We start from the raw sequence: 21,252 nt of genomic DNA, 5'->3' as shown, positions 1-21,252 counted from the left end.
CACCCTCGCCGCGCCGGAAGAGCCGGGTTTTCCCGCAGGTAAAATGCGCAGTTCCCCTCAGTGGCGCGCCGGCGGCAAGCCGGCCGGGCCCTTCTTTCGCTTCCTTCCATGGCATTGATCGTTCACAAGTACGGCGGCACGTCGATGGGCTCGACCGAGCGCATCCGCAACGTCGCCAAGCGGGTCGCCAAATGGGCGCGCGCCGGCCACCAGATGGTGGTGGTGCCCAGCGCCATGAGCGGCGAGACCAACCGGCTGCTCGGCCTGGCCAAGGAGCTGGCGCCCGCCAAGCCCGGCGACGCCTACCTGCGTGAGCTGGACATGCTGGGCTCCACCGGCGAGCAGGTGTCGGTGGGCCTACTGTCCATCGCGTTGCAGGCCGAAGGCCTGGAGGCGGTCAGCTACGCCGGCTGGCAGGTGCCCGTGCGTACCAACAGCGCGTACACCAAGGCGCGCATCGAATCGATCGACGACGTGAAGGTGCGCAAGGACCTGGCCGCGGGCAAAGTGGTCGTCATCACCGGCTTCCAGGGCATCGACGACCACGGCCACATCACCACGCTGGGCCGCGGCGGCAGCGACACGTCCGCGGTGGCCGTGGCCGCCGCGATGAAGGCGGCCGAATGCCTGATCTACACCGACGTGGACGGCGTCTACACGACCGACCCGCGCGTGGTGCCCGAAGCGCGCCGCCTGCACACCGTGAGCTTCGAGGAGATGCTCGAGATGGCATCCATGGGCTCCAAGGTGCTGCAGATCCGCAGCGTCGAATTCGCCGGCAAGTACAAGGTGCCGCTGCGCGTGCTCTCCAGCTTCACGCCCTGGGACATCCCGATCGAGGAAGAGGCCAAGTCCGGCACCCTGATCACTTTCGAGGAAGACGAACAAATGGAACAAGCCGTCGTTTCCGGCATCGCTTTCAACCGCGACGAAGCCAAGGTGTCGATCCTGGGCGTGCCCGACAAGCCCGGCATCGCCTACAACATCCTGGGCGCGGTGGCGGACGCCAACATCGAGGTCGACGTCATCATCCAGAACCTGTCCAAGGACGGGAAGACCGACTTCAGCTTCACCGTGCACCGCAACGACTACGCGCGCACGGTGGACCTGCTCAAGGGCACGGTGCTGCCCACGCTGGGCACCGACCGCATCGAGGGCGACACGCGCATCTGCAAGGTGAGCATCGTCGGCATTGGCATGCGCAGCCACGTGGGCATCGCCAGCAAGATGTTCCGCGCTCTGGCCGAGGAGGGCATCAACATCCAGATGATCTCCACCAGCGAGATCAAGACTTCCGTCGTCATCGACGAGAAGTACATGGAGCTGGCGGTGCGCGCGCTGCACCGCGCTTTCGATCTCGACCAGCCCGTCTCGGCCTGAAAGGGCCATCGCGGCGGCACTGCAGAGTGAATGCTTGGGGCATAATTCGCCCTGCGCAGGAAACGTGACCGAGAGGCCGAAGGTGCTCCCCTGCTAAGGGAGTATGCGGTGTAGAGCCGCATCGAGGGTTCGAATCCCTCCGTTTCCGCCAGAAACCAGAAGCCCGCCACTTGGCGGGCTTCGTCGTTTTGGCGGGCGGAGGGATGAGCACCCTCGGCAGAGGGTTCGCTCGCGCCAAAAGCAGAGGCCGCCCTCGGGCGGCCTCGCACTCTGGATCGGCGGCGCCTCAAGCCTGCCGCTTGCCTTGCACTCTCGAAGCCAGCAACGGCTGCGTCACGGCGGCGGCATTGCTCACGCCCTGCGGGTTGCCCGCGGCGCGGCCGCCCAGGTTGGGCGGCAACTGCAGCCCGTACGAAGCCGCGGTCACGGCCAGGATGACGGGCACGCGCTGAAGCATCGAGCTGGTTCTCCGTTCGGTCATGTTTCGCTCCTCTAACTGCTTGGAGCCTTCCAGTATTGGGTCAAAACATGACGGTTCGACGACCCACATTGAGCTTCACGCAACAAATGGAACGCCGCCGACCGGTCGAGTCGGACTTGTCCGACAGCGATGTCAGCCTTCGTCGTCGATCGACGCGCTCCAGCGGTCGCCCCAGCCGCGCTGGGCTTCTTCCAGGTCGCGGCGGCCCCGCTTGGTGGGCCGCCCGTGCTCGATCGACAGCGCCGGCTCGCGCGCGAAGCGCCGCTGCTGCGCCGCTTCGTCCCGCGCCTTCAGGCTCTCGGCCGTTTCCTCGTAGAGCTGCTGCGCCACGGGCGCCGGCCCGCGCACGGACGACAGGCCCTTGACGACCACGGTGCGCGTGACCGCTTCGCGCCGCACCGACACGGTGTCGCCCACCTTCACCTCGCAGGCGGCCTTGGCTTCCTGCCCGTTGATCGCGACCCGGCCCTTGCCGATCTCTTCCGCCGCCAGCGTGCGCGTCTTGTAGAAGCGCGCGCTCCACAGCCACTTGTCAATCCGCAGCTTGTCCATCGGCCTCCATTGTGGCGAGCGGCAGCCGGACCGTGGCATCCAGGCCCGTTACCTGCCCGCGCTGCACGCGGTTGTCCAGCACGATGCCGCCGCCCAGCGCCTGCACGATCTCATGGCAGATCGCCAGGCCGAGCCCCGAGCCGCCGCGCACGTCGCCTGCGGCGAAGGGCTGGAACAGCCGCTCGCGCAGTTCGGCCGGGATGCCGGGGCCGCTGTCGGCGATGGTCAGCGCGGCCCAGCGGCCATCGCTCACCACGCGCACGGCCAGCGCGCCGCCGGGCCGGCAGTGGCGCACGGCGTTGTGCAGCAGGTTGCGCGTCAGCTCGCGCAGCATCCAGTCGTGCGCCCGCACGCGCGCGGGTGTGGTCGCGAGCTCGAAGTCCAGGTCGCGCTCGGCCATCAAGGGCGAGACGTCCAGCGCCACCGAACGCACCACCTCCGGGAAGTCCAGCACCGGCGCATCGGACTGCAGGCGCAGCTGCTCGACCTTGGCCAGCGACAGCATCTGGTTGGCCAGTGCCGTGGCGCGCTCGACCGTCAGGCCGACTTCCTGCAGCGCCTGCCGCGCTTCCACGTCGCCGCGCATCGCGGACTGCACCTGCACCTTCAGCACCGCCAGCGGCGTGCGCAGCTGGTGCGCGGTGTCGCGCACGAAGCGCTTCTGGTTGTCCAGCAGCCGCTGCAGCCGGTCCATCACCTGGTTGGTGGCGTCCACCAGCGGCAGCAGCTCGCGCGGCGCGTCGGGCGCGGACAGCGGCGTCAAGTCGTTCTCGCTGCGGGCCTGCAGGCGCGCGGAGAGGCGGCGGACGGGGCGCGTCGCGCGCTGCACGACCACCACCACGACGAGGGCGATCACCGCCACCAGCAACGCCTGGTGCCACAGCGTGTCGAACAGGATCTGGCGCGCCAGCGTGCGGCGCAGCTCCAGCGTCTCGGCGACCTGCACCACCGCCATGCCGCGCCCCTGGGGGCTGGCCACCGGCTGCAGCAGCACGGCCACGCGCACGTCGCTGTCGCGGAAGCGGTCGTCGTAGAAGTCCACCAGGGCCGCATACGGCGGCTTGGCCGGCAGCTCGCCGCGCCAGAACGGCAGGTCGGGAAAGCCCGACACCAGTTCGCCGCGCTGGCTGGACACGCGGTAGAAGAGGCGGCTGCGGTTGTCCGCCTCGAAGGCTTCCAGCGCGGAGTAGGGCACCGTCGCGCGCAGCTTCGCGTCGGCGTCCCAGCCTTCCACGTCCAGCTGCTCGCCGATGACCTTGGCGGACGCGAGCAGCGTGCGGTCGTACGCGGTGTTGGCCGCCGCCAGAGCCTGCCGGTACAGGCTGACGCCGTTCAGCGCGATCAGCAGCAGCACCGGCAGCAGGATGCCCAGCAGCAAATAACGGCGCAGCGAGAGGGTGCGTGGCGGCTGCGGCTTCATCCGGCCTTCAGCAGGTAGCCCAGGCCGCGCAGCGTCATCAGCGTGGCGCCGGTGCCCGCGAGCTTCTTGCGCAGCCGGTAGGCCACCACTTCCACCGCTTCGGTCTGCACGTCGGGTTCGCCGGGGAACACCAGTTCGAACAGGCGCTCCTTCGCCACAGCGTGGCCCGGCCGCGCGGCCAGCGCCTGCAGCAGCGCGGACTCGCGCGGCGTGAGTTCCAGCACCTGGCCGCGCACGTAGAACGCGCCGTTGGCGGTGTCGAAGCGCAAGTCACCGATGTCGATGCCGGACGAGGCGGACGTCGCGGCCGGCGCGCGGCGGCGTCCCAGCGCGCGCAGCCGCGCTTCCAGCTCGTCCAGGTCGAAGGGCTTGGGCAGGTAGTCGTCGGCGCCGGCGTTGAGCCCCAGCACGCGGTCGCCCACGGTGCCGCGCGCGGTGAGCAGCAGCACCGGCGTGGCCAGGCCCTCGGCGCGGGCGCGTTCCAGCACCTGCAGGCCGTCGAGGTTGGGCAGGCTCAGGTCCAGCACCACCACGTCGGGATGGAAGGCGCGCCAGGCGGCCAGGGCCAGCGCGCCGTCGCCGCAGGTCTGCACCTGCAGGCCGCGGCGCGACAGCGAGCGCTCCAGCGCGGCGCGCATGGATGCGTCGTCTTCGACCAGCAGCAACTTCATTGGCAAGGCGGGGAGGGTAACGGATGCGGCGGATGGGTTCGCGGTCCGTAGTTTCCCCAATCTGCCGGACAGCCGATTGACAGGCGGCCGGCGCATCATCGCCCGGGTTCCCCAGTCCAACGCAAGGAGATAACAAATGAGACGAGACGAGTTCCTGCGCGCCGTGGCCGCCCTGGCTGCCGCTGGCGCGCTGCCGCTGTCGGCCCGTGCGGCCGCCAACCTGAAGATGATGATCCCGGCCAACCCCGGCGGCGGCTGGGACACCACCGGCCGCGCGCTCGGCAAGGCGCTGCAGGAAGCCAAGGCGGCCGACAGTGTGACCTACGAGAACAAGGGCGGCGCCGCCGGCGCGCTGGGCCTGGCGCAGTTCGTCAACGCCAGCAAGGGCGACGGCAACGCGCTGATGGTGATGGGCGCGGTGATGCTGGGCGGCATCATCACCGGCAAGCCGCCGGTGAGCCTGTCGCAGGCCACGCCCATCGCGCGCCTGACCAGCGAATACAACGTGTTCGTGCTGCCGGCCAACTCGCCGTTCAAGACCATGAAGGACGTGGTCGAGCAGCTGAAGAAGGACCCGGGCAGCGTGAAGTGGGGCGGCGGCTCGCGCGGCTCCACCGAGCACATCGCCGCGGCCATGATCGCGCAGAAGGTCGGCGTCGACCCGGCCAAGATCAACTATGTCGCGTTCCGCGGGGGCGGCGAGGCCACCGCGGCCATCCTGGGCGGCAACGTCACCGTCGGCGGCAGCGGCTTCTCGGAGTTCGCCGAGTACATCAAGGCCGGCAAGATGAAGCCCATCGCCGTGACTTCGCCCAAGCGGCTGAACGACGTGCCCACGCTGAAGGAGCAGGGCATCGACGTGGAGATCGGCAACTGGCGCGGTGTGTACGGCGCGCCCAACATCACCGACGCGCAGCGCAAGGCCCTCACCGACTTGGTGCTGGCGGCGCTGAAGACCAAGTCGTGGCAGGAATCGCTGGAGAAGAACGACTGGACGCCCGCGGTGCTGTCCGGCCCGGCGTTCGACAAGTTCGTCGACGACGAGTTCGCCAGCCTGCGCGCCACGATGGCGAAGTCCGGAATGATCTGACCGCCGCAGCGGCCAGACGCAGGACGCCCGGCCCCGGCCGGGCGTTTTTGCGGGCGCGCCGCGAAAGGATCGTGATGAACGAGAACACCTCCTCCTCGCGCACGCCGCAGGCCCTGGTGGGCGGCGGCGTGCTGCTGATCGGCCTGGCCCTGGCGGCCGGCGCCGTGAGCATCCCCGGTGGCGCCGGTTACGGCGGCGTCGGGCCCAACTTCCTGCCGTGGATGATCGCCGGCATGCTGGTGCTGTGCGGCGTGCTGATCGTGCGCGAAGCGTTCACCGGCGGCTACCGCAACCGGGAAGAGCCTTCGGGCGCGGCCAACGCATGGTGGCCCGGCCTGGTGTGGGTGTCGGCCGGCATGCTGGCCAACGCGGCGCTGATCACGCTGCTGGGCTTCATCCTCAGCTGCAGCCTGTGCTACCTGCTGGCGGTGCAGGGCCTGCGCCGCGCGATGCAGCAGCCCGCCACCATGAGCGCGCGCACGCTGGCCGTCGACGTCGTCACCGGCATCGCCATCTCGGCGCCGGTGTTCTGGATGTTCACGCAGTTCCTGGCGATCAACCTGCCGGGCCTGACCTCGTCCGGCTGGATCTGAAGGACAAGCCATGGAAATCTTCGCCGCCCTGCTGCACGGCTTCTCCGTCGCCATCTCGCCCGCCAACCTGCTGTGGGCCCTGGTGGGCTGCGCGCTCGGCACCGCCGTCGGCGTGCTGCCCGGCATCGGCCCCGCGGTCGCGGTCGCCATGCTGCTGCCCATCACCGCCAAGGTGGACATCACCTCGTCGATGATCTTCTTCGCCGGCATCTACTACGGCGCGATGTACGGCGGCTCGACCACGTCGATCCTGCTGAACACGCCCGGCGAGACGGCCAGCATGGTCACCGCGCTGGAAGGCAACAAGATGGCCAAGAGCGGGCGCGCCGGCGCGGCGCTGGCCACGTCCGCCATCGGCTCGTTCGTCGCGGGCACCATCGCCACCGTCATCGTCACGCTGTTCGCGCCCTTCGTCGCCGACTTCGCGGTGAAGCTCGGCCCGCCGGAATATTTCCTGCTGATGGTGCTGGCCTTCACGACCGTGAGCGCGGTGCTGGGCGCCAGCACCTTGCGCGGCATGACATCGCTCTTCATCGGCCTGGCCGTCGGCCTGGTCGGCCTGGACCAGATCTCGGGCCAGGCGCGCTACACCTTCGGCGTGCCCGAGCTGCTGGACGGCATCGAGATCGTGCTGGTGGCCGTGGGCCTGTTCGCGGTGGCGGAAGTCATCTACTTCGGCATGTACGAAGGCCGCGAACGCGAGACGCGCAACGAGATGAGCCGCGTCTACATGACGGGGAAGGAGTGGAAGCGGTCCATCCCCGCCTGGCTGCGCGGCACCGCCATCGGCGCGCCGTTCGGCTGCATCCCCGCCGGCGGCACCGAGATCCCCACCTTCCTCAGTTATGCGGTCGAGAAGAAGCTGGCCAAGGGCGAGAACCGCAAGGAGTTCGGCACCGTGGGCGCCATCGAAGGCGTGGCGTCGCCGGAGGCGGCCAACAACGCCACGGTGACCACCGCGATGATCCCGCTGCTGACGCTGGGCCTGCCCACGTCCAACACCACCGCCATCCTGCTGGGCGCGTTCCAGAACTACGGCATCCAGCCGGGCCCGCAGCTGTTCACCACCTCCGCCGCGCTGGTGTGGGCGCTGATCGCTTCGCTGTACATCGGCAATGTGATGCTGCTGATCCTGAACCTGCCGCTGGTGAAGGTGTGGGTGCAGCTGCTGCGCATCCCCAAGCCGCAGCTGTACGCCGGCATCCTGATCTTCGCGACCGTGGGCGCGTACGGCATGCGCCAGAGCGCCTTCGACCTGGTGCTGCTGTGGGGCATCGGCCTGGTCGGCGTGGTGATGCGCCGCTTCGACTTCCCCACCGCGCCCGTGGTGGTGGGCATGATCCTGGGCCCCCTCGCCGAGGCGCAGCTGCGCAACGCGGTGTCCATCGGCGAGGGCAGCTTCGCGGTGTTCTTCCAGCGCCCGATGTCGGTCGCCCTGATCGTCGTCGTCGTGGTCGTGCTGGTGCTGCCGCGCGTGGCGAAGATGATGTCGGCGAGCCGGGCCGTGCGCACGGCCTGAGGCAACGAACCCGGGGTCCGCAGCGCAGAGGGCGCAGAGGTTTCGCAGAGAACGCAGAGGATCGGAAATCATTCAATGGTTTTCTCTGCGTCCTCTGCGAAACCTCTGCGTTCTCTGCGCTGCGGACCCCGCATTCAACGGCCTTAACATAGGCCGCCATGCCGCAAGACGACACCCTCCCGCGAGACGGCCAGCGCATCCTGGCGCTGGCCGCGCGGTCGATGTTCGACCTGTTCGCCAATGCCAGCGAAGGCATGCTGCTGGTCGACCGCGACGGGCGTGTCGTGTGGATCAACGAGCAGTACAAGCGCTTCCTGCCGGCGCTCGGCTTCGACCGCGTGGAGGACTTCCTCGGCCACCCCGTGGGCGAGGTGGTGCACAACACGCAGATGGACCGCGTCATCCGCAGCGGCAAGCCGATCCTGATCGACCTGCTGACCAACCGCGCGGGCACCTTCGTCGTCAGCCGTATCCCGCTGCGCGACGAAGCGGGGCAGGTGATCGGCGCGCTGGGCATCGTGCTGTTCGACCATCCAGAAACCACGCTGCAGCCGCTGATCCAGAAGTTCGCGCACCTGCAGCGCGACCTGGACGACGCGCGCCGTGAACTCGCCACGCAGCGCCGCACCAAGTACACGCTGGCCAGCTTCATCGGCACCAGCCCGGCGGCGGCGGAGGTCAAGCGCCAGGCGCGCCGCGCGGCCACTTCGGCCAGCCCGGTGCTGCTGCTCGGCGAGACGGGCACCGGCAAGGAACTGCTCGCGCATGCCATCCACGCGGCTTCGTCGCGCGCGGCGGGGCCGCTGGTCAGCGTCAACATCGCCGCCGTGCCCGACACGCTGCTCGAAGCCGAGTTCTTCGGCGTCGCCCCTGGCGCGTACACGGGTGCCGACCGCAAGGGCCGGCACGGCAAGTTCAAGCTCGCCGACGGCGGCACGCTGTTCCTGGACGAGATCGGCGACATGCCGATGTCGCTGCAGCCCAAGCTGCTGCGCGCGCTGCAGGAAGACGAGATCGAGCCGCTGGGGTCCAACCAGGTGGTGCCGTTCGACGTGCGCGTGATCGCGGCCACCTCGCGCGACCTGGGCGCTCTCGTGCGCGAAGGCAAGTTCCGCGAGGACCTGTACTACCGCCTGAACGTGCTGCCGATCCGCGTGCCGCCGCTGCGCGAGCGCCGCCCCGACATCCCCGCGCTGGTGGAGGTGCTGGGCGAGGAGATGGCGCTGCGCAACGGCACGCCGCCGCCCGAACTGACGCCGGGCGCGATGGCGATGCTGGCCGCGCAATCGTGGCGCGGCAACATCCGCGAATTGCGCAACGTGCTGGAACAGGCCGCGATGCGCAGCGATTCGCCGCGGCTGGAAGCCGCCCACGTCGAGGGCGTGCTGCTGGCCGCGGGCGTGGAGCGCATCGCGCCGTCAAACGCGGACGTGGATGCCGGTGCTTCCGGCGAAGCCCTGCTGCGCCCGCTGGGCGAGCAGGTCGCGCGCCTGGAGCGCGCCGCCATCGAAGCCGCGATGCAGGCCACGGGAGGAAACAAAGCCGCGGCCGCGAAGCTGCTTGGCATCTCGCGCGCCAAGCTTTATGAACGGCTGGGAGTGTCTGAAACTCAGCCAGTTGACTGATAATGAGACATCGATGTGTCTGAAAATCAGTCAATCCTTTGACGTGCTAATCAGAAAAACCTTTCCCATCAACCACTTACGTGTTGGCACGGTGCCTGCAAACGGGGCACCGGATAGCCGTAGTTCATCCAAGGAGACAAACATGCAACGCCGCACCTGGGTCGCGCTCGCCGCGCTGGCCGCCACCAGCCTCGCCGCCCCCATCGCCCTGGCCCAAGCCAAGGGCGACATCAAGATCGCCCACGTCTACAGCCGCACCGGCCCGCTGGAGGCCTACGGCAAGCAGACTCAGACCGGCCTGATGATGGGCCTGGAGTACGCCACCAACGGCACCATGGCCGTCAACGGCCGCAAGCTGGTGGTGATCGAGAAGGACGACCAGGGCAAGCCCGACGTGGGCAAGTCGCTGCTGGCCGCCGCCTATTCCGACGACAAGGCCGACATCGCGGTCGGCCCGTCCTCCTCCGGCGTCGCACTGGCGCTGCTGCCGGTGGCCGAGGAATACAAGAAGATCCTGCTGGTGGAGCCCGCCGTGGCCGACTCCATCACCGGCGACAAGTGGAACAAGTACATCTTCCGCACCGGCCGCAACAGCTCGCAGGACGCGATCTCCAACGCGGTGGTGATGGACAAGCCGGGCACCGTGGTCGCCACGCTGGCGCAGGACTACGCGTTCGGCCGCGACGGCGTGAAGGCGTTCCGCGACAACCTCAAGAACGCCAAGATCGTCCACGAGGAATACCTGCCGCAGACGACGACCGACTTCACCGCCGGCATCCAGCGCATCGTCGACAAGCTGAAGGACCAGCCCGGCCGCAAGGCGATCGAGGTGATCTGGGCCGGCGGCACGCCCCCGTTCAACGCGCTGGCCGCGCAGAACCTGAAGCAGCGCTACGGCATCGAGGTCTTCACCGGCGGCAACATCCTGCCGGCCATGGTGTCCTTCAACCAGTTCCCGGGCATGGAAGGCGCCAGCTACTACTACTTCGGCTTCGCCAAGAACCCGGCCAACCTGTGGCTGGTGACCAACCACTACAACCGTTTCAAGAGCCCGCCGGACTTCTTCACCGCGGGCGGCTTCTCCGCCGCCATGGCCCTGGTCACCGCGCTGAAGAAGACCAACGGCGACACCAACACCGACAAGCTCATCACCGCCATGGAAGGCATGAGCTTCGACACGCCCAAGGGCAAGATGACCTTCCGCAAGGAAGACCACCAGGCGATGCAGTCGATGTACCACTTCCGCGTGGCACCCGGCGCGCGCCCGGGCGCGATGGCCGACCTGCACCTGGTCAAGGAAATCACGCCCGAAGAGATGAACGTCCCGATCCGCAACAAGCGCTGACGGACCACCACCCGCGGTGAGCGGCGCGGTCCGCCGCCACCGCCTTTTCCAGTGATCGAAGAACGGCCCCCGCGCGGGGGTCGCGGGCCGTTGTACGCTTTTGCGGCCGCCCGACGGGCCCGTTGAACAGGACACCATGGCACTGCTCGCCACCCAGGACCTCACCATCCGCTTCGGCGGGCACGTGGCCGTCAACGCGGTCACGTGCTCGTTCGAGCCGGGCACGCTCACGGCCATCGTCGGCCCGAACGGCGCCGGCAAGACCACCTACTTCAACCTGATCTCGGGCCAGCTGAAGGCGTCCGCGGGCAAGGTGACGCTGGGCGGCCGCGACCTGTCGTCGCTGCCCGCGTCCGAGCGCACGCGCGCGGGCCTGGGCCGGGCCTTCCAGCTCACCAACCTGTTCCCGCGCCTGACGGTGCTGGAGAACGTGCGGCTGGCGGTGCAGGCCGCGCGCGAGGGCGCGCACCACCGCGGGCTCAACCTGTGGAGCGTGTGGAGCGACCACAAGGCGCTGCTGGAGCGCGCGGACGAGATCCTGGAATCCGTGGCGCTGGCCGACAAGGAAGACGAGCTGGTGGCGAACCTGCCGCACGGCGACCAGCGCAAGCTGGAAGTCGCGCTGCTGATGGCGCTGGAGCCGCAGGTGTTCATGTTCGACGAGCCGACCGCGGGCATGAACGCCGCGGAAGCGCCCGTCATCCTCGACCTGATCCGGCGGCTGAAGGCCGACCGAAGCAAGACCATCCTGCTGGTCGAGCACAAGATGGACGTGGTGCGCGAGCTGGCCGACCGCATCATCGTCCTGCACAACGGCGCGCTGGTGGCCGACGGCAAGCCTGCTGAAGTCATCGCGTCGCCGATCGTGCAAGAGGCCTACCTGGGCGTGAGCAAGGAGACCGCATGAGCAACGACCTCCTCACGCTGGAAGGCGTGCACACGCACATCGGGGCGTACCACATCCTGCACGGCGTCGACCTGCGCGTGCCGCGCGGGCAGCTGACGATGCTGCTGGGCCGCAACGGCGCGGGCAAGACCACGACGCTGCGCACCATCATGGGCCTGTGGAAGGCCTCGCGCGGGCGCATCACATTCGCGGGCCAGGACATCACGGCGCTGCCCACGCCGCAGATCGCGAGCCGGGGCGTCGCCTACGTGCCCGAGAACATGGGCATCTTCGCCGACCTGACGGTGCGCGAGAACATGCTGCTGGCCGCGCGTGCGGCGAAGAACGCTTCGCAGATCGACGAGCAGCGGCTGAAGTGGATCTTCCAGCTGTTCCCCGCGGTGGAGAAATTCTGGAACCACCCGGCGGGCAAGCTGTCGGGCGGGCAGAAGCAGATGCTGGCCGTCTCGCGCGCCATCGTGGAGCCGCGCGAGCTGCTCATCATCGACGAGCCGAGCAAGGGCCTGGCGCCCGCCATCATCAACAACATGATCGATGCGTTCGCGCAGCTCAAGGCCAGCGGCGTGACCATCCTGCTCGTCGAGCAGAACTTCAATTTCGCCAAGCGGCTGGGCGACACCGTGGCCGTGATGGACAACGGCCAGGTCGTGCACTCGGGCTCGATGAAGGCACTGGCCGAGGACGAGGGCCTGCAGCAGTCGCTGCTGGGGCTGGCGCTATGAAAACCATGGACTTCGACTGGAAACCGCTGGCGCTGGTGCCGGCGCTCGCCCTGCTGGTGTTCCCCTTCATCGGCTCGGGCTCCACGTGGGTCACGCTGACGGTGGCGGGCCTGGCCATGGGCATGATCATCTTCATCATCGCCTCGGGCCTGACGCTGGTGTTCGGCCTGATGGACGTGCTGAACTTCGGCCACGGCGTGTTCATCGCGCTGGGCGCCTTCGTCGCCACCAGCGTGCTGGGCGCGATGGGCGACTACACCGGCTCCGAGAGCCTGTGGATCAACCTGCTGGCCGTGCTGCCGGCGATGGTGGTCGCGATGCTGGTGGCCGCCGCGGTGGGCCTGGCGTTCGAGCGCTTCATCGTGAAGCCGGTGTACGGCAACCACCTGAAGCAGATCCTCATCACCATGGGCGGCATGATCATCGGCGAGGAGCTGATCAAGGTCATCTGGGGCCCGCTGCAGATCCCGCTGCCGATGCCGATGGGCCTGGGCGGCAGCTTCTTCTTCGGCGACGCCGCGGTGGAGAAGTACCGGCTGCTGGCGGTGGTGGTCGGCGTGGCGGTGTTCGCGCTGCTGCTGTGGACGCTCACGCGCACCAAGATCGGCCTCTTGATCCGCGCCGGCGTGCAGGACCGCGAGATGGTCGAGTCGCTGGGCTACCGCATCCACGTGCTGTTCGTCGGCGTGTTCGTCGCCGGCAGCGCGCTGGCCGGCCTGGGCGGCGTGATGTGGGGCCTGTACCAGCAGAACGTGGTGCCGCAGATGGGCGCGCAGGTGAACGTGCTGATCTTCATCGTGCTGATCATCGGCGGGCTGGGTTCCACCACCGGCGCGCTGATCGGCGCGCTGCTGGTGGGCCTGATGGCCAACTACACCGGCTTCCTGGTGCCCAAGATGGCGCTGTTCTCCAACATCCTGCTGATGATGGCCGTCCTGCTGTGGCGTCCGCAGGGCGTCTACGCGCTGTCGAAGTGAGGCGGACACCATGCTGAATCGCCTGATCTCCAACGACTACCCGCGCAGCCGCGTACTGGCGGTGCTGCTGGTCGCGCTGCTGATGGCGCTGGCCTTCTCGCCCTTCATCTTCCCCGGGGTGAAGGCGCTCAACGTCGCCGCCAAGGTGCTGATCTTCACCGTGCTGGTCGCCAGCTTCGACCTGCTGCTGGGCTACACCGGCATCGTGAGCTTCGCGCACACGATGTTCTTCGGCATCGGCGCCTACGGCGTCGCCGTCGCGTTCACGCGCCTGGGCCCCGACTGGGGCGCGCTGCTGATCGGGCTGGCCGGCGCTCTGGCGCTGTCCTTCGTGCTGGCGCTGGCCATCGGCCTGTTCTCGCTGCGCGTGCGCGCCATCTTCTTCTCGATGATCACGCTGGCTTTCGCGGCGGCGTTCCAGACGCTGGCTTCGCAGCTGTCCGAGATCACGGGCGGCGAGGACGGCCTGACGTTCAAGGTGCCCGCGCTGCTGGCGCCTTCCACCTCGTTCGCCGACGAGCCGTTCTTCGGCGTCAGCCTGGACGGCCGCCTCGCCTGCTACTACCTGCTGTTCGTGCTGACGGTGGTGCTGGTGCTGGCGCTGCTGCGCATCGTGAACTCGCCGTTCGGCCGCGTGCTGCAGGCCATCCGCGAGAACGAGTTCCGCGCCGAAGCCATCGGCTACCGCGTGGTGGTGTACCGCACCGCGTCCGCGATCCTGTCGGCGCTGTTCGCCACCGTGGCCGGCGCCATGCTGGCGCTCTGGCTGCGCTACAACGGGCCGGACACCTCGCTGTCGTTCGAGATCATGCTGGACGTGCTGCTGATCGTGGTGATCGGCGGCATGGGCACGCTGTACGGCGCCGCCATCGGCTCGGGCCTGTTCATCGTGGCCCAGAGCTACCTGCAGGAACTGTTGCGGCTGGCCAGCGAAGCCGCGTCGGGCCTGCCGTGGCTGGCCGCGCTGCTGTCGCCCGACCGCTGGCTGCTGTGGCTGGGCCTGCTGTTCGTACTGTCCGTCTACTACTTCCCCACCGGCATCGTCGGCAAGCTGCGCGCCCTGCAACCGGCGGCGCGGCCGCGGGTGGCGGCGGCCAAGGCCCCCGCGATGAAGTAACGCCCGAGGCGGCGACGAACAAGGAATGCGAACGATGGCTGCACCCACTTCGAACTACGCCACCTGCGCCGGCCGCGAGATCCACTTCATGGAGTGGGGCGCGGGCCAGCGCGAGACGGTCATCGCCTGGCACGGCCTGGCCCGCACCGGCCGCGACATGGACGAACTGGCCGAGCACCTCAGCGGCCGCTACCGCGTGATCTGCCCCGACACGCTGGGCCGCGGCTACTCGCAGTGGAGCCCCGAGCCCGGCACCGAGTACACGCTGGCGTTCTACGCGAAGCTGGCGGCGGACCTGTTCGACCGATTGGGCATCGAGAGCGCGCACTGGGTCGGCACGTCGATGGGCGGCGCCATCGGCACGGTGTGCGCGGGCGGCCTGTCGCAACCCGCGATGAAAGCGCGCATCCGCAGCCTGGTGCTGAACGACAACGCGCCGCGCCTGTCGCAGCCGGCGGTGGAGCGCATCAAGAACTACGCGGGCAATCCGCCGGCGTTCGGCACCATGGCCGAACTGGAAGCGTTCTTCCGCCAGGTCTACAAGCCGTACGGCTGGCTGTCGGATGCGCAGTGGCGCCGGCTGACGGAGTCGTCCACGCGCCGCCTGCCCGATGGGCGCGTGACCCCGCACTACGACCCGGCGATGGTCCGCCAGTTCATCGACCACCCGAACGACTACGAGCTGTGGGCGCACTGGGACGCCATCGAGATTCCGGTGCTGCTGCTGCGCGGCGCCGAGTCCGATCTCGTGCTGCCGGATGCGGTGGAAGAGATGAGGCGGCGCGGCCCCGGTGCCAAGGGCAAGCTGCGTGTCGTGGAAGTGGCGGGCTGCGGCCATGCGCCCGCGCTGAACGTGCCCGACCAGCTTCAACTCGTGGCCGGCTTCATCGCCGAAAGCGAAGGCTCGCTGGTCAGCGCGTAGGCCAGCCGGCCAGCTGCCGCTGCGCGATGCCGGCCAGCGCATCGATCCAGTCCGGGTCCGCGTTCAGGCAGGGCAGGTAGCGGAACTCGCGCCCGCCTTCCCGCAGGAAGGCGTCGCGCACTTCCATCGCGATCTCCTCCAGCGTTTCCAGGCAGTCGCTGGTGAAGCCGGGGCACGCCACGTCGATGCGCTTCACGCCGCGGCGCGCGAGCTCGCGCACGGTGGGCTCGGTGTAAGGCTCCAGCCACTTGGCGCGCCCGAAGCGGGACTGGAAGCTGAGTGTCCATTGCCCCCGGGCCAGGCCCAGGCGTTCGGCCAGCAGCCTTCCGGTGGTCTCGCATTCCGATTGGTAGGGATCGCCCAGGCGCACGGTGCGCTCGGGCACGCCGTGAAAACTCATGACGAAGTGTTCGGGCCGGCCGTGTTCGCGCCATTGCGCCTCGATGCCCAAAGCCAACGATTCGATGTAGCCGGGGTCGTCGTGGTAGCGCATCGCGAAGCGCAGCTCCGGCACCGCGCGGGTGCGGCCTGTCCACGCAGCGGCCGCGTCCACCAGGCTGGCCGTGGTGGTGCCAGAGTACTGCGGGTACGCACTGAGCACCACGATGCGTTCGCAGCCGGCGGCCTTCAGCGCATCGAGTTCCGCCGCGATCGAAGGCGTGCCGTAGCGCATGGCATGCCGGACCAGGACGCGGTGGCCTTGCATGGTGAGCGCCGCCTGCAGCGCCGCCGCCTGGCGTGCGGTCCACACGGCGAGGGGCGAGCCTTCGGGCAGCCAGATGCCGGCGTACTTCGCGGCGGAAGCGCCGGACCGCAGCGGCAGGATCACGCCGTACAACAGCGGCAGCCACGCGGCGCGCGGGATCTCCACCACGCGCGGGTCGGAGAGGAATTCCTTCAGGTAACGGCGGACGGCGGGCCGGGTGGGCGCGTCGGGCGTGCCCAGGTTGCAAAGCAGGACGCCGGCGGCGGGCCGGCCTTCAAGGGGCGGCGGTTCCGGCCGAAAACTCGGTGAAAGGGCCATCCGCTATTCTCGCCTGCATGCTGGACACTTCCCGCGTCAAAGCCATCAGCCTGGACCTCGATGACACGCTGTGGCCGATCTGGCCCACCATCGAGCGGGCCGAGCACGTGCTGCACGATTGGCTGACCGAGCACGCGCCCATGGCCGCCGCGCTGTTCTCCAACCCCGGCGCGCTGCGCGAGATCCGCAACCACGTGGCGGAGCACCGCCCGGAACTCAAGCACGACCTCAGCGCCGTGCGGCGCGAATCCATCCGCCTGGCGCTTTACCGCGCCGGCGAGGACCCGCTGCTGGCGGAACCGGCGTTCGACGCCTTCTTCACCGCGCGCCAGCAGGTGGAACTGTTCGAGGACGCGCGGCCCGCGCTGGAACGCCTGGCGCGCCGCTTCCCGCTGGTGAGCCTGTCGAACGGCAATGCGGATCTCGCGCGCGTGGGGCTGGACGGCTTTTTCCGCGCGGCGGTGTCGGCACGCGAGTTCGGCGTCGGCAAGCCCGACCCGCGCATCTTCCACGCGGCCGCGGGCGCCGTGGACACCCCAGCCGAAGCGGTGCTGCACGTGGGCGACGACGCCACGCTGGACGTGGTGGGCGCGCTGAACGCGGGCATGCAGGCCGTGTGGGTGAATCGCGGCGACCACCTGTGGCCGCACGAGCAGCATCCGCACGCGACGGTCAGGACGCTGACGGAGCTGTGCGAGCTGCTGGATTGAGGCGCGCGGCGGCCGCCTGCGCCGCGCGCACCGCGCCTTCCAGCGTGGCGGGGTAGGGGCCGTCGACGTAGTCGCCGCAAGCGAACAGTCCCGGTGCCACGTCGATGCCGGGCCGCCGCAGCGAGGGCACGCAGGCGAAGGTGGCACGCTTTTCGACGACGGTCTTCAAGGGTCGCACGCGCCAGCCCAATGCGCCGGCCTGCGCCAGCACCCGGGTTTCCAGCTCCTGCACGCCGCCTTCGCTGGCGCTGATGACGAAGGCCAGCACACCGGGCGGGCCACCCAGTTGCGCGCGGTCGAACACGAACTGCGCGGGCGCGTCGGGCGCCGAGTGCAAGGCCAGCATCGGCAAAGGCAGGGCGGGGCCGTCCTGCACGTAGACGGTGGCGATGGGCTCGTGCGCCAGGCTGCGCACCTGCGCGAGCCAGTCGCCGGTGGGCGCGGCGGACTCCGCGACAAGCCGTTCGGCTTCCCACGGCGGGGCCGCGAGCAGCACGCTGCCGAATCGCTCGCCATCGACCGCCCAGCCTTCCCCGTCGCGCGAAAGCGACTGCACGCGATGGCCGAGCCGCAGCGAAGCGCCTTTCGCTTGCAGCCAGGCAGCGGCCGCCTCGGGAAACAGCGTGCCCAGGTCGCGCGCCGGCAGCAGCAGGTTGGAGGCGCCCCAGCCGTCTTGCGAAGGTCCGAACAGGCCGTCGCGCAGCACGCGCAGGAGCACCGAAGCACTCGCGCGGCCGGCGGGGATGTTCAGCGCAGCCACGCACAGTGGATCGACGAGGTCGCGCATCACCGTGGGTGCCAGGCCTTCGCACAGCGCACTGACGGTCAGCGAGTCGTCGCACTGGAAGCGGCGCAGCTGCCAACCGGCAGCGTGCTTCAGCAGGGACAGCTTGTCCGTCCAGGTCCATCCGCGCGCGCCGAGGATGCCCCACGCGGCGTCCAGCGGCGCCGGCGCTTCCGGCAACACGAGCCCCTGTCCATCGGGGAAGCGCAGCGTGAGCGGCAGGCGGCGCAGCACTTCGCGCGGCTCGATGCCCACCGCGCGCATCAGCGCCAGCGTCTCGCGGTAGGCGCCGATCAGGATGTGCTGGCCGTTGTCCAGCGTGACGGTGCCGCCATCGTCCAGCGGCACTTCGAGCGCCCGCGCGCGGCCGCCCCATTGGCGCGCGGCCTCGAAAACCGTGACCCGGTGGCCGCCACGCACCGCTTCGATGGCGGCCGCGAGGCCCGCCCAGCCGCCGCCGACGACGGCGACGTTCACAGCCGGCCCAGCGCCTGCACTTTCCAGGCGAGCCAGAACTTGCGCAGCGGCGTGAGGCTCACGCGCTGGTTCAGCACGCGGAAGTCGTCGGCCTCGATCTCGCGCAGCAGCGTGCGGTAGATGCTGGCCATCATCAGCCCGGGCTTCTGCGCGCGCCGGTCCTCGGCGGGCAGCAGCGCCAGGGCTTCCTGGTACAGGCGGCGCGCGCGGGCCGCCTGGTAGTTCATCAGCGCGGCGAAGCGGTCGGAGTACTGGCGCTGCACGATCTCGTGCGCCTTGACGTCGAACTGCTGCAGCTCGTTGATCGGCAGGTAGATGCGGCCGCGCATCGCGTCCTCGCCGACGTCGCGGATGATGTTCGTCAGCTGGAACGCCAGGCCCAGCTTGTGCGCGTACTCGGTGGTTCGCGGCTGCGTCTGGCCGAAGATGCGCGCCGACACCTCGCCCACGATGCCGGCCACCAGGTGGCAGTAGCGCTCCAGCGTGGGGAAGTCGAGGTAGCGCGTCTGCGTCAGGTCCATGCGGCAGCCTTCGATCACGGCGCGCAGGTGCCCCTCCTCGATGCCGAAAGGCTGGGCGTGCGGCATCAGCGCGCGCATCACGGGGTGCTGCGGCTCGCCGGCGAAGGCGCGCGCCACTTCGGTGTCCCACCAGGCCAGCTTGGTTTGTGCGACGCCGGGGTCCTGGACTTCGTCGACGACGTCGTCCACCTCGCGGCAGAAGGCATAGAAGGCGGTGATGGCGGCGCGCCGCGGCGGCGGCAGGAAGAGGAAGGCGTAGTAGAAGCTGCTGCCCGACGCTGCCGCCTTCTCCTGGACGTATTGCTCCGGGGTCATCCGCCGATTGTCACATCCGCAGCATGCGCAGCCCGATGACGGCGACGTCACGGCGGCGGATCGTGGGGCGCGCGGTGAACGTGTCGAAGCCCAGCGCCTCGATGCGGTCCAGGATCCGCAGCCCGCCTTGCACGACGCCGCGCAGCTCCCAGCCCGCGCGGCCCGGCACGCGGCGGGCCAGCGGCGCGCCTTCCAGCATCAGCTCGCGTGCCCATTCGCATTCGTGGCGCACCAGGGCGCGCCGCTGCTCCACGGGCGCCGACGCGGGCACGAGCGGATCGACGTGGAAGGCGGCGCAATCCGCATCGGGCAGGTAGCGGCGGCCGCGCGGCAGGTCCACGCCCAGGTCCTGCCAGAAGTTGATCAACTGCAGCGCGCTGCAGATCGCGTCGCTGCGCGCCAGCGAGCCTTCGTCCGCGATGCCGTACAGGTGCAGCAGCAGGCGGCCCACCGGGTTGGCGGAGCGGGCGCAGTAGTCGAGCAGCTCGCCGCGGTCGCGATAGCCGTGGCCGTCGCGGGTCTTCACGATGTCCTGCTCGAACGCACTGAGCAGGTCCAGCAGCAGCGGAGCGGGCAGGGCGAACTCGCGCAGCGCCGCGCCCAACGGCCTGAACACCGCGTCCCAGCGGCCGGACGTCGCGCGCCCATGCGACAGCGCCACGAGGTCGGCGCGGTACGCGGCGAGCGCTTCGATGCGCCGGCCGGCAGGCGCATCGCCTTCGTCGGCGATGTCGTCCGCCGTGCGCGCGAACCAGTAGATGGCCGCGATGGGCGGGCGCAGCCGCGGCGGGCACAGCCAGGACGCGACCGGGAAGTTCTCGTAGTGGTCGACGGGCGCGGCGCGGGGCTCTTCAGTCACGGGGCGGATTCTCGCCTTGACGGCAACCCCGGGTTTACCTTAGATTACTAACCAGTCAGTCATTAGCGAGTGGAGCACTTCCATGTCCCTGTCTCCTTCGGCCCGGCTGAGGGTCCTGCTTCCCGTCGTCCTGGCTGCCGTTCTGGCCGGTTGCTCCAAACCCGCGCCCGCGCCGGAACCCATCCGCTCGGTGAAGGTGATGACCGTGGGCGAGAGCGCTTTCGGCGCGGCCCACGAGTTCGCGGGCGAGGTCCGGCCGAGGATCGAGACGCGCGTCGGCTTCCGTGTCGGCGGCAAGATCGTCCAGCGCCAGGCCGAACTGGGGCAGCGCGTGAAGCCGGGGCAGGTGCTGGCGCAACTCGACGCGCAGGACTTCCGCCTGGCCGCCGATGCGGCGCGCGCGCAGGTCACGGCCGCTGCCACCAACCGCGACCTGGCCGCGGCGGACTTCAAGCGCTTCCAGGCGCTGAAAGACCAGAACTTCATCAGCGGCGCGGAACTGGAGCGCCGCGAGACCACGTTCAAGGCGGCGCAGGCGCAACTGGAACAGGCCCAGGCACAGCTCTCGTCGCAGTCGAACCAGGCCCGGTACGCGAGCCTGGTCGCGGACGTCGCCGGCGTGGTGACTGCGATCGAAGCCGAGCCCGGCCAGGTGGTCGCCGCCGGCGCGCCGGTGGTGCGCATCGCGCAGGATGGCCCGCGCGACGTGGTGTTTTCCGTCCCTGAAGACAAGGTCGCGGCGATCAAGCCCAACTCGCCCGTCGCGGTGCGCGTGTGGGCGGGCGACAGCTTCGACGGCCAGGTGCGCGAGGTGGCCGCCAGCGCGGACCCCGTGACGCGCACGTACGCGGTCAAGGTTTCGCTGCCGGCCAATGCGCAGCCGCCGCTGGGCGCCACCGCGTATGTCTTCCCGCAGGCCCTGAGCATGGCGGGTGCGCTGGTGATCAAGCTGCCCACCAGCGCGCTGCGCCAGGAAGGGCAGGGCACTTCGGTGTGGGTGCTGGACAAGGGCAGCATGACGGTGCGCTCGCAGCCCGTGCAGATCGCCACCGCCGACGGCAACGAAGCCGTCATCGCGGGCGGCCTGCAACCGGGGATGCTGGTTGTCTCGGCCGGCGTGCACGTGCTGCAGCCGGGCCAGAAGGTGCGCATCTACGAAGAGCACGCGACCGGCCTCGCGCCTGTCGCCACCGGCCCGGTGCCCGCGGGGGCCGTGCGCCCCGTGGCCACGAGCAAGTGAG

21 protein-coding genes and 1 tRNA gene are annotated in these 21,252 nt (G+C 69.5%); 14 read left to right on the top strand and 8 right to left on the bottom strand.

Translation table 11 applies throughout. The annotated features are described in order from the left end of the window. The first annotated feature begins 108 nt into the window (after positions 1 to 108). Both EZ216_RS06050 and EZ216_RS06045 read left to right on the top strand, forming a co-directional pair. Complete coding sequence (locus tag EZ216_RS06050; protein WP_135248746.1) at positions 109 to 1,380, top strand: aspartate kinase; 1,272 nt, start codon at positions 109 to 111, stop codon at positions 1,378 to 1,380. A 58-nt stretch (positions 1,381 to 1,438) separates the two neighbouring features. Continuing rightward, positions 1,439 to 1,531, top strand: a tRNA-Ser gene (locus tag EZ216_RS06045). A 135-nt stretch (positions 1,532 to 1,666) separates the two neighbouring features. Here the strand turns inward: EZ216_RS06045 and EZ216_RS06040 are convergent. The 4 genes from EZ216_RS06040 to EZ216_RS06025 all read right to left on the bottom strand — a co-directional run bounded on the left by EZ216_RS06040 (position 1,667) and on the right by EZ216_RS06025 (position 4,504). Next, positions 1,667 to 1,861: a hypothetical protein gene (locus EZ216_RS06040; protein ID WP_135248744.1), complete on the bottom strand. Its 195-nt coding sequence runs from the start codon at positions 1,859 to 1,861 to the stop codon at positions 1,667 to 1,669. Positions 1,862 to 1,993: 132 nt separating this feature from the next. Beyond that, a complete protein-coding gene (locus EZ216_RS06035) occupies positions 1,994 to 2,413 on the bottom strand; it encodes an RNA-binding S4 domain-containing protein (protein WP_135248742.1) in 420 nt (139 codons plus the stop codon). Next, positions 2,394 to 3,833, bottom strand: a complete 1,440-nt coding sequence (locus EZ216_RS06030; RefSeq protein ID WP_135248740.1) for a sensor histidine kinase — start codon at positions 3,831 to 3,833, stop codon at positions 2,394 to 2,396. The genes EZ216_RS06035 and EZ216_RS06030 overlap by 20 nt, the downstream gene beginning before the upstream one ends. Next, positions 3,830 to 4,504: a response regulator transcription factor gene (locus EZ216_RS06025; RefSeq protein ID WP_135248738.1), complete on the bottom strand. Its 675-nt coding sequence runs from the start codon at positions 4,502 to 4,504 to the stop codon at positions 3,830 to 3,832. The genes EZ216_RS06030 and EZ216_RS06025 overlap by 4 nt, the downstream gene beginning before the upstream one ends. Positions 4,505 to 4,640: 136 nt before the next feature. Here EZ216_RS06025 and EZ216_RS06020 point away from each other — a divergent pair, with 136 nt between their 5' ends. The 10 genes from EZ216_RS06020 (at position 4,641) to EZ216_RS05975 (ending at position 15,321) form a co-directional block, all read left to right on the top strand. Then, positions 4,641 to 5,594, top strand: a complete 954-nt coding sequence (locus tag EZ216_RS06020; RefSeq protein ID WP_135248736.1) for a Bug family tripartite tricarboxylate transporter substrate binding protein — start codon at positions 4,641 to 4,643, stop codon at positions 5,592 to 5,594. 74 nt (positions 5,595 to 5,668) lie between these two features. Next, positions 5,669 to 6,187 carry a tripartite tricarboxylate transporter TctB family protein gene (locus EZ216_RS06015; RefSeq protein ID WP_135248734.1) on the top strand — a complete coding sequence of 173 codons (519 nt, stop codon included), beginning with the start codon at positions 5,669 to 5,671 and terminating at the stop codon, positions 6,185 to 6,187. Between the two features lie 10 nt (positions 6,188 to 6,197). Then, positions 6,198 to 7,706 (top strand): tripartite tricarboxylate transporter permease, encoded by a 1,509-nt coding sequence (locus EZ216_RS06010; RefSeq protein ID WP_135248732.1) that lies wholly within the window; start codon positions 6,198 to 6,200, stop codon positions 7,704 to 7,706. A gap of 158 nt (positions 7,707 to 7,864) precedes the next feature. Further along, a complete protein-coding gene (locus tag EZ216_RS06005; protein WP_135248730.1) occupies positions 7,865 to 9,331 on the top strand; it encodes a sigma-54 interaction domain-containing protein in 1,467 nt (488 codons plus the stop codon). Positions 9,332 to 9,473: 142 nt separating this feature from the next. After that, complete coding sequence (locus EZ216_RS06000; protein WP_135248728.1) at positions 9,474 to 10,676, top strand: substrate-binding domain-containing protein; 1,203 nt, start codon at positions 9,474 to 9,476, stop codon at positions 10,674 to 10,676. Between the two features lie 136 nt (positions 10,677 to 10,812). Next, positions 10,813 to 11,583, top strand: coding sequence for an ABC transporter ATP-binding protein (locus EZ216_RS05995; protein ID WP_205959620.1), 771 nt, complete (start codon positions 10,813 to 10,815; stop codon positions 11,581 to 11,583). After that, positions 11,580 to 12,305, top strand: coding sequence for an ABC transporter ATP-binding protein (locus tag EZ216_RS05990; RefSeq protein WP_135248726.1), 726 nt, complete (start codon positions 11,580 to 11,582; stop codon positions 12,303 to 12,305). The genes EZ216_RS05995 and EZ216_RS05990 overlap by 4 nt, the downstream gene beginning before the upstream one ends. Beyond that, a complete protein-coding gene (locus EZ216_RS05985) occupies positions 12,302 to 13,282 on the top strand; it encodes a branched-chain amino acid ABC transporter permease (RefSeq protein ID WP_135248724.1) in 981 nt (326 codons plus the stop codon). Before EZ216_RS05990 ends, EZ216_RS05985 begins: the two co-directional genes overlap by 4 nt. A 10-nt stretch (positions 13,283 to 13,292) precedes the next feature. Then, positions 13,293 to 14,399, top strand: coding sequence for a branched-chain amino acid ABC transporter permease (locus EZ216_RS05980; protein WP_135248722.1), 1,107 nt, complete (start codon positions 13,293 to 13,295; stop codon positions 14,397 to 14,399). 34 nt (positions 14,400 to 14,433) lie between these two features. Continuing rightward, entirely contained in the window at positions 14,434 to 15,321 is an 888-nt protein-coding gene (locus tag EZ216_RS05975; protein WP_135248720.1) for an alpha/beta fold hydrolase, read from the top strand. Here the strand turns inward: EZ216_RS05975 and hemH are convergent. Next, positions 15,311 to 16,345, bottom strand: coding sequence for a ferrochelatase (hemH, locus tag EZ216_RS05970; RefSeq protein ID WP_135248718.1), 1,035 nt, complete (start codon positions 16,343 to 16,345; stop codon positions 15,311 to 15,313). The two genes, EZ216_RS05975 and hemH, sit on opposite strands and share 11 nt — an antisense overlap. 17 nt (positions 16,346 to 16,362) lie before the next feature. Between hemH and EZ216_RS05965 the strand changes: the two genes are divergently transcribed. Then, positions 16,363 to 17,055, top strand: a complete 693-nt coding sequence (locus EZ216_RS05965; protein WP_135248716.1) for an HAD family hydrolase — start codon at positions 16,363 to 16,365, stop codon at positions 17,053 to 17,055. On the opposite strand, the gene hpnE is transcribed toward EZ216_RS05965, so the two are convergent. Genes hpnE through hpnC form a run of 3 tightly spaced genes read right to left on the bottom strand, consistent with a single transcriptional unit; the run spans position 17,018 to position 20,011 of the window. Then, the gene (gene hpnE, locus EZ216_RS05960; protein WP_135248714.1) at positions 17,018 to 18,316 is read right to left on the bottom strand and encodes a hydroxysqualene dehydroxylase HpnE; all 1,299 of its coding nucleotides are present in this window, start codon (positions 18,314 to 18,316) and stop codon (positions 17,018 to 17,020) included. The two genes, EZ216_RS05965 and hpnE, sit on opposite strands and share 38 nt — an antisense overlap. Continuing rightward, complete coding sequence (gene hpnD / locus EZ216_RS05955; protein WP_135248712.1) at positions 18,313 to 19,152, bottom strand: presqualene diphosphate synthase HpnD; 840 nt, start codon at positions 19,150 to 19,152, stop codon at positions 18,313 to 18,315. The genes hpnE and hpnD overlap by 4 nt, the downstream gene beginning before the upstream one ends. A 10-nt stretch (positions 19,153 to 19,162) precedes the next feature. Next, positions 19,163 to 20,011, bottom strand: coding sequence for a squalene synthase HpnC (gene hpnC, locus EZ216_RS05950; RefSeq protein ID WP_135248710.1), 849 nt, complete (start codon positions 20,009 to 20,011; stop codon positions 19,163 to 19,165). Between the two features lie 82 nt (positions 20,012 to 20,093). Here hpnC and EZ216_RS05945 point away from each other — a divergent pair, with 82 nt between their 5' ends. After that, positions 20,094 to 21,251: an efflux RND transporter periplasmic adaptor subunit gene (locus EZ216_RS05945; protein WP_135248708.1), complete on the top strand. Its 1,158-nt coding sequence runs from the start codon at positions 20,094 to 20,096 to the stop codon at positions 21,249 to 21,251. Position 21,252: the final 1 nt, after the last annotated feature.

The sequence above is a fragment of the Ramlibacter humi genome (assembly GCF_004681975.1).
GTDB lineage: Bacteria > Pseudomonadota > Gammaproteobacteria > Burkholderiales > Burkholderiaceae_C > Ramlibacter > Ramlibacter humi.
This window is presented reverse-complemented; position numbering and strand designations above follow the sequence as displayed.